General features: G+C 65.7%; 11 protein-coding genes. 7 read left to right on the forward strand and 4 right to left on the reverse strand.

Translation table 11 applies throughout. From position 1 onward, the window contains the following. Window positions 1-7: 7 nt before the first annotated feature. Genes ACK5NW_RS06585 through ACK5NW_RS06595 form a run of 3 tightly spaced genes read right to left on the reverse strand, consistent with a single transcriptional unit; the run spans window position 8 to window position 3,917 of the window. Window positions 8-1,351: a UDP-glucose dehydrogenase family protein gene (locus ACK5NW_RS06585; protein ID WP_416926281.1), complete on the reverse strand. Its 1,344-nt coding sequence runs from the start codon at window positions 1,349-1,351 to the stop codon at window positions 8-10. Next, the gene (locus tag ACK5NW_RS06590; protein ID WP_416926283.1) at window positions 1,348-2,358 is read right to left on the reverse strand and encodes an NAD-dependent epimerase; all 1,011 of its coding nucleotides are present in this window, start codon (window positions 2,356-2,358) and stop codon (window positions 1,348-1,350) included. Before ACK5NW_RS06590 ends, ACK5NW_RS06585 begins: the two co-directional genes overlap by 4 nt. After that, complete coding sequence (locus tag ACK5NW_RS06595; RefSeq protein ID WP_416926285.1) at window positions 2,355-3,917, reverse strand: ArnT family glycosyltransferase; 1,563 nt, start codon at window positions 3,915-3,917, stop codon at window positions 2,355-2,357. Before ACK5NW_RS06595 ends, ACK5NW_RS06590 begins: the two co-directional genes overlap by 4 nt. Before the next feature lie 99 nt (window positions 3,918-4,016). On the opposite strand from ACK5NW_RS06595, the gene ACK5NW_RS06600 reads away from it, so the two are divergent. The 7 genes from ACK5NW_RS06600 (at window position 4,017) to ACK5NW_RS06630 (ending at window position 9,944) form a co-directional block, all read left to right on the forward strand. Continuing rightward, the gene (locus ACK5NW_RS06600) at window positions 4,017-5,075 is read left to right on the forward strand and encodes a glycosyltransferase family 2 protein (protein ID WP_416926287.1); all 1,059 of its coding nucleotides are present in this window, start codon (window positions 4,017-4,019) and stop codon (window positions 5,073-5,075) included. Next, on the forward strand, window positions 5,072-6,016 hold the full coding sequence (locus ACK5NW_RS06605; protein ID WP_416926289.1) for a lysylphosphatidylglycerol synthase transmembrane domain-containing protein: 945 nt from the start codon (window positions 5,072-5,074) through the stop codon (window positions 6,014-6,016). The genes ACK5NW_RS06600 and ACK5NW_RS06605 overlap by 4 nt, the downstream gene beginning before the upstream one ends. A 14-nt stretch (window positions 6,017-6,030) precedes the next feature. Then, the gene (locus ACK5NW_RS06610; protein WP_416926291.1) at window positions 6,031-6,600 is read left to right on the forward strand and encodes a hypothetical protein; all 570 of its coding nucleotides are present in this window, start codon (window positions 6,031-6,033) and stop codon (window positions 6,598-6,600) included. Window positions 6,601-6,767: 167 nt separating this feature from the next. Continuing rightward, a complete protein-coding gene (locus ACK5NW_RS06615; protein ID WP_416926293.1) occupies window positions 6,768-7,220 on the forward strand; it encodes a PTS sugar transporter subunit IIA in 453 nt (150 codons plus the stop codon). Next, window positions 7,189-7,458: an HPr family phosphocarrier protein gene (locus tag ACK5NW_RS06620; protein ID WP_416926295.1), complete on the forward strand. Its 270-nt coding sequence runs from the start codon at window positions 7,189-7,191 to the stop codon at window positions 7,456-7,458. The genes ACK5NW_RS06615 and ACK5NW_RS06620 overlap by 32 nt, the downstream gene beginning before the upstream one ends. A 150-nt stretch (window positions 7,459-7,608) precedes the next feature. After that, window positions 7,609-9,357 (forward strand): phosphoenolpyruvate--protein phosphotransferase, encoded by a 1,749-nt coding sequence (ptsP, locus tag ACK5NW_RS06625; protein WP_416926297.1) that lies wholly within the window; start codon window positions 7,609-7,611, stop codon window positions 9,355-9,357. Window positions 9,358-9,446: 89 nt separating this feature from the next. Beyond that, window positions 9,447-9,944 (forward strand): TlpA disulfide reductase family protein, encoded by a 498-nt coding sequence (locus ACK5NW_RS06630; protein WP_416926299.1) that lies wholly within the window; start codon window positions 9,447-9,449, stop codon window positions 9,942-9,944. A gap of 132 nt (window positions 9,945-10,076) precedes the next feature. Here the strand turns inward: ACK5NW_RS06630 and ACK5NW_RS06635 are convergent, their stop codons facing one another. Further along, window positions 10,077-11,033 carry a DUF389 domain-containing protein gene (locus ACK5NW_RS06635; RefSeq protein WP_416926301.1) on the reverse strand — a complete coding sequence of 319 codons (957 nt, stop codon included), beginning with the start codon at window positions 11,031-11,033 and terminating at the stop codon, window positions 10,077-10,079. Window positions 11,034-11,177: the final 144 nt, after the last annotated feature.

The raw sequence follows: 11,177 nt of genomic DNA on the forward strand, positions 1-11,177 counted from the left end.
TTTGGCTTTAGCCAGCGTCAGGGTATGCAGCCGGTCGGCCGATGGAGTGATAGATCAGCCCATGACGCGCCACCACGGCGGGGTCGTACAGATTGCGGCCGTCGAACACCAGCCGGTCTTTCAGCAAACGCGCTATCTCATCGAAATCCGGCACGCGGAAGGTTTTCCATTCGGTGACGATGGCCAGGCAGTCAGCGCCTTGCAGCGCCTCGGTGGGCGTGGCGCACAACGTCAGATCGTCACGCTCGCCAAAAATGCGGCGTGCCTCGTCCATGGCCACCGGATCGTGTGCCTGCGCCCGCGCGCCTGCGTTCCACAGCGCGTGCAGCAGGGCGCGGCTGGGGGCTTCGCGCATGTCGTCGGTTTCGGGCTTGAAAGCCAGCCCCCAGACGGCGATGGTTTTGCCTTGCAGGCTGCCGCCATAGTGCGTCGTGATGCGCTCGGCCAGCACGCGGCGCTGGGCGTCGTTGCGCTGCTCCACCGCCAGCAGCACATCGGGCGTGAAGCCGGTTTGCCGGGCGGTGTGGATCAGCGCCTTCACATCTTTGGGAAAACAACTGCCGCCATAACCCACGCCGGGGTAGATGAAGTGGTAGCCAATGCGCGGGTCACTGCCGATGCCGCGGCGCACCGCCTCGATGTCGGCACCCAGGCGTTCGGCCAGGCCCGCGATTTCATTGATGAAGCTGATCTTGGTGGCCAGCATGGCGTTGGCAGCGTACTTGGTCAGCTCGGCGCTCTTGACGTCCATCACCACGATCTTGTCGTGGTTGCGGTTGAAGGGCGCGTACAGCTCGCGCAGCTGGCGCTCGGCGTTGGTGCTGGCGGTGCCGATGACGATGCGGTCGGGGCGCTTGCAGTCGTCCACCGCCGCGCCTTCCTTCAAAAATTCGGGGTTGGACACCACGTCAAACGACAGATCGATCTGCCGCCCGGCCAGCACCGCGCGCACCACATCGGCCACCTTGTCTGCGGTGCCCACCGGCACGGTGGATTTGTTGACGATGACCTTGGGTGCGGCCATGTGTGTGGCGATGGTGCGCGCCACGGCCAGCACGTGCTGCAAGTCAGCGCTGCCGTCTTCGTCGGGCGGGGTGCCCACAGCCAGAAAAACCAGATCGCCGTGGGCCACGCCGTCGGCGGCATCGGTGGTAAAGCGCAAGCGCCCGGCCGCCTGGTTGTGCGCCACCAGCGGCGTCAGGCCGGGTTCGTGGATGGGAATGCGGCCCGCTTGCAGCGCTGCCACTTTGTCTGCATCGACATCCACGCACACCACGTCGTGGCCCACATCGGCCAGTACCGCGCCTTGCACCAGACCGACATAGCCGGTGCCAAAAACCGTGACTTTCATGGTTTGTAAAACTCCTGATACCAGCGCACGAAGCGCGCCACGCCCTCACGCACTGAAGTTGAAGGCACAAAACCCACCCATTGCGCCAGCGCCGACGTGTCGGCGGCGGTGGCCTGCACGTCGCCCGGCTGCACCGGCAACAGGCGTTTTTGGGCGCTGATGCCCAGCGCCGATTCCAGCGCGGCGATGTAATCCATCAGCACCGTGGGGCGGCTGTTACCGATGTTGAAAATGCGGTGCGGCGCGCTGCTGGTGCCGGGGTTGGGTGCCAGCGCGTCGTAGGCCGCATCGGGCGTGGCGGGTTTATCCAGCACGCGCAGCACGCCTTCGACAATGTCGTCGATGTAGGTGAAGTCGCGCACCATCTGGCCATGGCCATACACATCGATGGCTTCGCCCGCCAGGATGGCGCGGGTGAACTTGAACAAGGCCATGTCGGGCCGCCCCCAGGGGCCATACACGGTGAAAAAACGCAGGCCAGTGCAGGGCAACCGGTAGAGATGCGCATAGCTGTGCGCCATGACTTCATTGGCTTTTTTGGTGGCGGCGTAGTAGCTGATGGGGTGGTCGACCGCATCGGCCTCGGTATAAGGCAATTTGGCATTGCCGCCGTATACGCTGGAGCTGCTGGCAAACACCAGGTGCCGGACTTGGTGCGTGCGGCAGCTTTGCAACACGTTGGCAAAGCCCAGCAGGTTGGATTGCGTGTAGTCGCCCGGCTGCTCAATCGAGTAGCGCACCCCGGCCTGTGCGGCCAGATGCAGCACGCGCGTGGGCCGTGTTTGGCTGAACAGGCGCTCCAGCGCCACGCCATCGGCCACGTCCAGCCGCTTGAATCGAAAACCCGGCTGCACCTGCAAGCGCGCCAGTCGGGCTTGTTTCAGGGCCACGTCGTAATAAGCGTTCAGGTTGTCCACACCCACCACTTGCACGCCCTGCGTCAACAGGCGCTCGGCGCAGTGCATGCCAATGAAGCCGGCGCAGCCGGTGACCAAAACAGTGTTCATGACGCGGGCGTGGATGAAGCCGATTGGGGTGCAGTTGATTGAGGTGCGGTTGATTGGGGCGAAGGATGCCAACTGTAGCGGTAGGTGGCGGGCGGCACACCCTCACGCACCATGCGAAACGGCAACTGGATCGTGTGCACCGCCATGTCGGGCACGGCTTTTGCAGCCATGTCCCACCAACGGGGGTCGCCCCGATCATCACGCGACAGAACCAGCCAGCCGCGTCCGGCGGCTTCGGCTTGCCGCACTTGTTCAGCCAAGCAAACGCCCACCTCCGTTTCAGGAAAACCGCAGGCAACCACATGCGCTTGGGTAAAGCGCGTGCGCAGGGTGCCCGCAATCATGTGGTCGGCCCCGACGATGGTCAGCGGCGCTTGCACGCCCGCTTGTTGCAAAGCCGTGCCCAAAGCAGCGGCGGGGTGGTTCAGCTCGTCCACGTCGCCGCGCAACGCGCTGATCCACGGGCGCACGCCACCTGCCACCAGCATCAGCGCGATCACCCCCAGCGTGATGGCGGTAAAGCGCCCGCCCTTGGGGTGCTGCGCCAGTTCGGGCCGCGCCGCAAACGCCGCCAGCGGCACCACGCACAGCAGCGGTACCGCCCAGCGGCCTTTGAAATTGGTGACCCCCGCAAACAACACCATGCCCACCAAGGCCAACACCATCAAAACCAGATAACGCACAAACACCTGCTGCGCCCAGGGCGCGGCGGGTGTGACGGGCTTGCGCCACCAGGCTTTGCCAAACGACAGCCAGGCGATCAGCGCCCACAGCCCCAACATGCCCGCCACCATGTCCAGCAAGCTGAGCAAGCCCTTGCCATACTGAGCTTGGGGCTGGATTTGCATCTTGCTCAGCGTGCCCGAGGTGGCTTCGCCCAGGTGGGCCAGCAGCCACAGCCCATGCGGCAGCACCACCAGCGTGCCCACCACCAGCGCCCACCACCAGCCGGGCGCGAACAGCGCGCGCCGCACGGTGGGCACCGACAGCGCCGCCAGCAGCATGGCCGCAATCACCAGTGCAAAACTGTATTTCGCCAGCAGGCCCAGCGCGCACACCAGCCCCAGCCAGGCAAAGTTGGCCGGGCCGGGGCGGCGCACGCTGCGCAACAGCAGCCACCAGGCGGCGCAGGTCATGGCGGCCACCAAAATGGTGTGGGTCTGATCGCGGATGGAATACCAGCCCAGCGGCGGCAGCAGCATCAAGCTGGCGGCCACCCACCAGGCGCTGCGCGGCCCCAACAGTTCACGCGCGGCCAGCCACATCAGCATGTACGCCAGCGCCAGCAACGAATGTTTGAGCAACGACAGCGCCAGCACGCTGGGGCCAAAAACCTGGTTCACGCCCCATTGCAGCCAGGTGTACAGCGGCGGTTGCGCGCCGTAGCCCAGGCTGAGCTGCTGCGACCACAGCATCTGCTCGGCCTCGTCCCACTTCAGCGCAGGCGAAAGCGCCACGCGCACCAGCACATGGGCCACGGTCAGTGCCAGCAACCAGGCCAGTGGCTGGGCAACGAAAGGGCTGAGCTTGGGCGCGGGCAGCGCAGCGGTGGCAGTCATGAAGGGCGGGGATGGGAAATGCCCGGATGCCGCCTGCACGGCGGTGGCGGGCGGCCAAGGCACAATCAGCGCATTATCCTGCCTGAAAACGACTGGCCCATGAACACCCCGCACACAACCCCGCGCACGGCGGCCCCCGATGTGTCCATCGTGGTGCCCATCTACAACGAAGTTGACAACCTGACCGATCTGGTCGACCGCATCGCCCAGGCCATGGCCACCACCGCACTCAGCTTTGAGCTGCTGGCGGTGGACGACGGCTCCATCGACGGCAGCCGCGACAAGCTGTGCGATCTGGCCCGCAGCCGCCGCTGGCTGCGCCCCGTGCTGCTGGCGCGCAATTACGGCCAGTCCAGCGCGCTGCAAGCCGGTTTTGACCGCGTGCGTGGCAGCTATGTGGTCACGCTGGACGCCGATTTGCAGAACGAACCTGGCGACATCCCGCTGCTGCTTGAGCGCCTGCAAACCGATGCCAGCGTGGACATGGTCTCTGGCTGGCGCAAAGACCGGCAAGACGCCGAGTTGTCGCGCAAGCTGCCCTCGCGCATCGCCAACCGGCTGATCTCCAGCGCCACCGGCGTGCACCTGCACGACTACGGCTGCGCGCTCAAGGCCTACCGCCGCCCCATCATCGACCGCATCCGGCTGTATGGCGAGCTGCACCGTTTCATTCCCTCGCTGGCCAAGGAAGCGGGCGCGCGCATCACCGAAGTGCCCGTGCGCCACCATGCGCGCACGCGCGGCGTGTCCAAATACGGCATCGACCGCACCTTCCGCGTCATCCTCGATCTGATCTTGATCGTGTTTTTCATGCGCTACCGCCAGCGCCCACTGCACGCCTTTGGCGGACTTGGCCTGTGGCTGGCTGCGCCGGGAACCTTGATTTTGTTCTGGCTGCTGATACTCAAGGTGTTTGGCCAAAGCATCGGCGGGCGACCGCTGCTGCTGGTGGGCGTGATGCTGCTGCTGATGGGCGTGCAGTTGATCGCGGCGGGCCTGATTGGCGAGCTGCTGACGCGCATCTACCACGAAGCCGGGGGCGCGCCGCAGTTCCATGCCGAGGAATACGTAGCGGGTGACACCGCCATGGATGAAGCATCAAACACAGCTTCAGCGCCCGTCCACCAAGCGCAGACAGCTATTAATAAAGAAGTGTGAAACGCCCGCACAAAGCCCTGCTGCGCAGCCTGATCGGACTGGCGCTGCTGGCTGCCGTGGTGGCACTGGCTGATCCAGCGCGGGTACTGGCGCAATTTCACCAAGCCCATTTGGGCTGGCTGTTGACCGGACTGCTGGCGGCCATTGCTTCCAACGTGGTATCTGCCCTGCGCTGGCGCGCGCTGGCGCGCTGGCTGGGCGCGGACATGCCGGTGCGCGACGCCTGCCGCTGGTACTTTCAGGCCATTGGACTGAACGTTTTGTTGCCCGGTGCCGTGGTGGGCGGCGACATTTACCGCGCCGTGGTGCTGCGCCGCGCGGGGCAGGACACGCTGGCATCCAGTTGGTCGGTGGTGCTGGACCGCGTCAGCGGGCTGTGGATGCTGCTGGCGCTGGGCGGGCTGGGCGCGGCAGCATGCGCGCCCCAACTGGCACCCTTGCTGCACATGCCGTCTGACATGCTGGCTGCGGTGGTGCTGGCAGGCACAGCACTGTGGCTGGCGCTGCCGTGGTGCCTGCCCTTGGTGCTGCGCCGCTGGAGCGCAGGCTGGGCCTGGCTCAAACCGCTGCAAGCGATGGCCGAGCGGCCCGATTTCAGCGCCCAAGTCGGCTGGCAAGCCGCTGCGTCGGCGGGCGTGCAGGTGCTGTCCGCCGCTGCCTTGGCCGCAGGCGCACTGTCGCTGGGCATTCAGCAACCGGTGCAGGTGTGGGCCTTTGTCGTGGCCCCCATTTTCTTGATGGCCGCGCTGCCCGTCAGCGTCGGCGGCTGGGGCACGCGCGAAGCGGCAGCAGTGATGGCGCTGGCCCCTTTTGGTGTGGCCAGTGCCGCCGCCGTCGGCGCGGCCTTGTTGTACGGCTTGTTTGCCCTCGCGCAAGGCGCTTTGGGCGCGCTGGCGTTTGGGTTGCCCAGGCAGGGCGGTGCCCTCATGAAAAATCCATGAAGGTGCCCGCTGCAATGCCAGCCGCTCTGTCCGCACAGGTGCCCAGGCGGGCATCCACTTGGCTGCCCCTGTCCGTGTTGGCCGGGCTGCTGCTGGCCTGCACCCCCACATTCAACTGGCGCGAGCTGCGCCTGCCGCCCACCACCGCCGTGGCGCTGCTGCCGTGCAAGCCTGACCGGGCCGAACGCACCGTGCCGCTGGGCGGCGTGCCCACACCACTGGTGGTCAACGGCTGCGACACGGGCGGGGCCACCTTCGCGCTGATGGCGGCCCGCCTGCCCGCAGGCATCGCACCCGACGAGGTGCTGGCCGCCTGGCAGCGCATCACCCTCGCCAACATGCGCAGCAGCGTCGAGCCGCAACGCCAGCCGTTCCATCCCCCAGGCGGCCTGCCCTTGGCCCACGCGCAGCGCCTCAGCGCCCAAGGCCAGCAAGCCGATGGCCGCGCCGTGATGGCGCAGGCGGTGTGGACGGCGCGCGCCCATGCGGGCGGCGGCACCGAACTGCTGCACGCCGTGGTGTACGCCCCCCAGCCGCAGCCCGAGGCCACCGAGGCGTTTTTTGCGGGCATCAAATGGCCATGAACCCGGCCTCTGCTTTTACCCCTGTCATCCCGCCCCTGGCTGTGGCGCAGTGGTATGGCGCGAACACCCAGCATGCCCTGGACGGGCAGCCCGCCAACACCCGGCGTGGCGCATTGGCTGCATGGGCTGCACTTTGTGGGATGGTCGCGCCGATAATGGGCAACCCCATGAACCACATTCTGCTGATTGCCCACACCCCGCTGGCCAGCGCCCTGCGCGCGGCGGCCCTGCATGTGTTTCCCGACGCGGGTGCGGCCATCACGGCGCTGGACGTGCAGCCTGGTGCGGCCATCGAACACACTCTGGCCGAGGCCGAACGCGCTTTGACGCAACGCCCCGCAGACGAGGCCACGCTGATTCTGACCGACGTGTTTGGTGCCACCCCCTGCAACGTCGCCCAGCGCGTGACCGATGGCGCACGCACGCTGCTGCTGGTGGGTGCCAACCTGCCGATGGTGCTGCGCGCCGTGACTTATCGGCAAGAACCCCTGCCTTCCATGGCCCAGAAAGCTCTTTCTGGCGGCATGCAAGGCATCATGCTGGTGGCGGGCACCGCGCCACAAAACCAGCCTCGACGAGCCACACCCCATGATCAAGAACGAGATCACCATCAGCAATAAACTGGGCCTGCACGCCCGCGCCTCGGCCAAGCTGACCAAGCTGGCGGGCAGCTTCCCCTGTGAGGTGTGGATGAGCCGCGGCGAGCGGCGTGTCAACGCCAAAAGCATCATGGGCGTGATGATGCTGGCCGCTGGCCTGGGCAGCGTGGTCGAGGTAGAAACCGATGGCCCGCAGGAGCAAGAAGCGATGGACGCGCTGCTGGCGCTGATCAATGACAAGTTTGGGGAGGGGGAGTGATGAGACCCCCACGCTCCGCTGCTGCGCATGCTGCGCTGCCCCCCGAGGGGGCCGTCGCCGCCTTCGGGCGGCCGGGCGGCGGCTGGATCTGCCCCCCACGCTCCGCTGCTGCGCATGCTGCGCTACGGCTGACGTGGCTTCGGTGATGCCATGACATTCTCGGTACACGGCTTGACGGTTTCGCGCGGCATCGCCATTGGGCGGGCGGTGCTGGTGGGTTCCAGCCGGGTGGATGTGGCGCATTACTTCGTGCAACCGGACGAGGTCGAGGCCGAGATCGAACGCATGCGCGTGGCGCGCGACACGGTGATCGAAGAGCTGCAACGCATGCAGCTCGACATGCCCAAGGACATGCCCGCCGAGCTGGTGGCCATGATCGACGTGCACCTGATGCTGCTGCAAGACGATGCGCTGGCCCACGAGGTGCGCCGCTGGATCAAAGAGCGCCTGTACAACGCCGAATGGGCGCTGACCAGCCAGCTCGAAGTCATCGTGCGCCAGTTCGATGAAATGGAGGACGAGTACCTGCGCGAGCGCAAGGCCGACATGGAGCAGGTGGTCGAGCGCGTGCTGCGCCACTTGAAAGGTGCGGCCTCGCCCGTCATCGCCGCTCCGCGCGCGCCGCGTCAGCAGGATTTGCTGCTGGACGACACGCTGGATGTGCCGCTGGTGCTGGTGGCGCACGACTTGTCGCCCGCCGACATGCTGCACTTCAAAAATAGCGTGTTCGCTGGTTTCGTGACCGACGTGGGCGGCAAAACCAGCCACACCGCCATCGTGGCGCGCAGCATGGATATCCCTGCCGTGGTGGGTGCGCGCGCGGCCAGCCACCTGACGCGGCAGGACGACTGGGTCATCATCGACGGCGATGCCGGGGTGATGATCGTCGACCCCTCGCCCATCATCCTGGCCGAATACGGTTTCAAGCAGCGCCAGGGCGAGCTGGAGCGCGGCCGCCTGCTGCGGCTGAAGAACACTCCCGCCGTCACGCTGGACGGCCAGCGCATCGAATTGCTGGCCAACATCGAGCAGCCCACCGACACCGCCGCCGCTTTAGCCGCCGGTGCCGTCGGCGTAGGGTTGTTCCGTTCTGAATTTCTGTTCATGGGCCGCGAAGGCCAGTTGCCCGACGAAGACGAGCAGTACGCCGCCTACCGCGCCGCCGTCGAAGGCATGCACGGCATGCCGGTCACCATCCGCACAGTGGACGTGGGGGCCGACAAACCGCTGGACGACCGCCGCAGCGACAACCATCTGAACCCCGCACTGGGCTTGCGGGCGATTCGCTGGAGCCTGTCCGAACCGGCCATGTTCAAAACCCAGTTGCGCGCCATCTTGCGCGCCGCCGCACATGGCCGCGTGCGCCTGATGATTCCCATGCTGGCGCACGGGCGCGAAATCCGCCAGACGCTGGCGCTGCTGGACAAGGCCCGTGCCCAGCTCGACGAGCGCGGCATGGCCTACGGCGACGTGAAGGTAGGGGCCATGATTGAAGTGCCCGCAGCAGCGCTGTCGCTGCGGCTGTTCCTCAAATACTTCGATTTTTTGTCGATTGGCACCAACGATTTGATCCAGTACACCCTGGCTATCGACCGCGCCGACGAGTCTGTGGCCCACCTGTTCGACCAATTGCACCCCGCCGTGCTGAAACTGGTGGCGGGCACCATTGCCGAAGGTGCGGTGCAGGGCAAACCCGTCAGTGTGTGCGGCGAAATGGCGGGCGACGCCAGCATGACACGCCTGCTGCTTGGCCTGGGACTGCGCAGCTTTTCCATGCACCCCTCGCAGTTGCTGGTGGTCAAACAGGAAATTCTGCGCGCCGACACCAGCAAACTTGCGCCGTGGGCGCAAGCCGTGCTGGACAGCGATGAGCCGGTGGAGTTGCTGGCGCTGGCCTGAGAGGCATTGTCAGAAGCCGGAAGAAACGGGAAGAAGCGGAACCTTCCTGCGCGACAATAGTCAGCATGTGCATGACCTCTTCTTTCTGGATGTCCCCGACGACCCGGCGCACGCCGCTGCTGGGCGCACTGGCCCTGGCCGCGACTTTGCTGGCGGGCTGCACCAAAGAAGCGGCACCAGAGTCCAAGTTCGTGCTGCTGGACGGCAGCACGCGCACCACACAAGACTTGCGCGGGCAGGTCACGCTGGTCAACTTCTGGGCCACCAGTTGCACCACTTGCGTGGCCGAGATGCCCGAGATGGTGAGCACTTACAACCGCTTCAAGGACAAGGGCTACGACACCATCGCCGTGGCCATGCAATACGATCCGCCCAGCTACGTGGTCAACTTTGTCGAAACCCGCCAACTGCCTTTCAAAGTGGCGCTGGACAACACCGGTGCTGTGGCCCAGGCCTGGGGCGACATCAAACTCACGCCCACCTCGTTCCTGGTCGACAAGCAAGGCCAGATCGTCAAAAAATATGTCGGCCAGCCCAACTTTGCCGAGCTGCACCAGTTGATCGAAAAGCTGCTGGCCGAGAGCTGACAGCGCATCCCCAGCACTGTTCGCACGCCACACTCAAGACGTGGGCGCGTTGTGGCTTTTCAAAATATCCACCTGCACAAACCGTACCTCCAGCCGCAAAGGCGGCAGGTTTTTGCGCTGCGGCAGCGCGGCCTAGGCGGCATCGACTTCAGATTGCGAAGGCGGGATATCGCCCTGCACATAGGCCATCACCGTGATGGCCCCTGCCGGGCGGGTGTCTGAGCGGTCTTTCAGCAGCAGGCGCGACTGAATCAGACGGTTGTTGCCGTGGTTCAAATGCTGCGTCAGGATGGTGTTCACGTCGATGTCCAGGCGCTGCTGGGTGGCGGCCCTGGTCAGGTTCAGCGTCAGCGTGACCGACAGCACCGCCAGCAGCAGCAGCGACCACCAGTTGGCGCGCAGAAAATGCACGTGCGCGCCGTCCTGGTTCTGGCCGCGCCGGAACCCGGCCAGCCACAGCACCAGCGACGAGGCGAACTGGATCGCCACCATGTTGGTCAGCGTCAGCAAAAATGCCCCCCCCGCCAGCGCCCACTGCCCGCGCGACAGCAAAATGCCGCACGTCACCAGCGGCGGCACCAGCGCCGTGGCCACGCCCACGCCCACCACCGCCACCGGCAAGCGCGCCGAAATGGTCGCCAGTGCCCCAGCCAGTCCCCCCGCCAGCGCGATCATCAAATCCATCACATTGGGTGCGGTGCGGCCAATGATCTCGTCAGTCAGCACGTGCTGGTGGTGCAGCAGCCCGATCACCAGCCCAATGCCCACCACCCACACCGTGCCCAGCGCCACACCGCCCAGCGCCCGCGCCAGCAGCAGGCGGTCGTTTTGCAGCACCGCCAGCCCCAGCCCGACGATCGGCCCCAGCATCATCGCCACCAGCATGGCCCCGATCACCACGGCGGGCGAGTTTTGCAGCAGGCCATAGCCCGCAATCACCGCCGCCAGCAGGTTCATGATGAAAAACGTGCCCGAGGGCATGCTGTTGATCACGATGTCGGTGTGCGCCTCGCGGCGCTCCTGATCGGTCAGTACTAACGGGTTGCGCACCTGCGCAGGGATTTCGATTTGGGCGGTGGGCGTAAGCATGGCGACTGTCCTCGCGACGAATCAAGCTAAGGAAGGTCTGCACAACCCCCGCTGCAGGGCGAGGTGACGCGTGAATGTTCACATGGCGAAACGAGCGTTGAATTTCTCATCGTTTTGCGCTGTTTTTGGTTCGCTTGACCCTGA

The sequence above is a fragment of the Ottowia sp. genome (assembly GCF_047975795.1).
Lineage (GTDB): Bacteria > Pseudomonadota > Gammaproteobacteria > Burkholderiales > Burkholderiaceae_C > Ottowia.

Excerpts from the sequence above, each read along its gene's own strand:
- ACK5NW_RS06585 (WP_416926281.1), bottom strand. The coding sequence starts at position 1,351 with ATGAAAGTCACGGTTTTTGGCACCGGCTATGTCGGTCTGGTGCAAGGC.
- ACK5NW_RS06590 (WP_416926283.1), bottom strand. The coding sequence starts at position 2,358 with ATGAACACTGTTTTGGTCACCGGCTGCGCCGGCTTCATTGGCATGCAC.
- ACK5NW_RS06595 (WP_416926285.1), bottom strand. The coding sequence starts at position 3,917 with ATGACTGCCACCGCTGCGCTGCCCGCGCCCAAGCTCAGCCCTTTCGTT.
- ACK5NW_RS06600 (WP_416926287.1), top strand. The coding sequence starts at position 4,017 with ATGAACACCCCGCACACAACCCCGCGCACGGCGGCCCCCGATGTGTCC.
- ACK5NW_RS06610 (WP_416926291.1), top strand. The coding sequence starts at position 6,031 with ATGCCAGCCGCTCTGTCCGCACAGGTGCCCAGGCGGGCATCCACTTGG.
- ACK5NW_RS06615 (WP_416926293.1), top strand. The coding sequence starts at position 6,768 with ATGAACCACATTCTGCTGATTGCCCACACCCCGCTGGCCAGCGCCCTG.
- ACK5NW_RS06620 (WP_416926295.1), top strand. The coding sequence starts at position 7,189 with ATGATCAAGAACGAGATCACCATCAGCAATAAACTGGGCCTGCACGCC.
- ptsP (WP_416926297.1), top strand. The coding sequence starts at position 7,609 with ATGACATTCTCGGTACACGGCTTGACGGTTTCGCGCGGCATCGCCATT.
- ACK5NW_RS06630 (WP_416926299.1), top strand. The coding sequence starts at position 9,447 with ATGTCCCCGACGACCCGGCGCACGCCGCTGCTGGGCGCACTGGCCCTG.
- ACK5NW_RS06635 (WP_416926301.1), bottom strand. The coding sequence starts at position 11,033 with ATGCTTACGCCCACCGCCCAAATCGAAATCCCTGCGCAGGTGCGCAAC.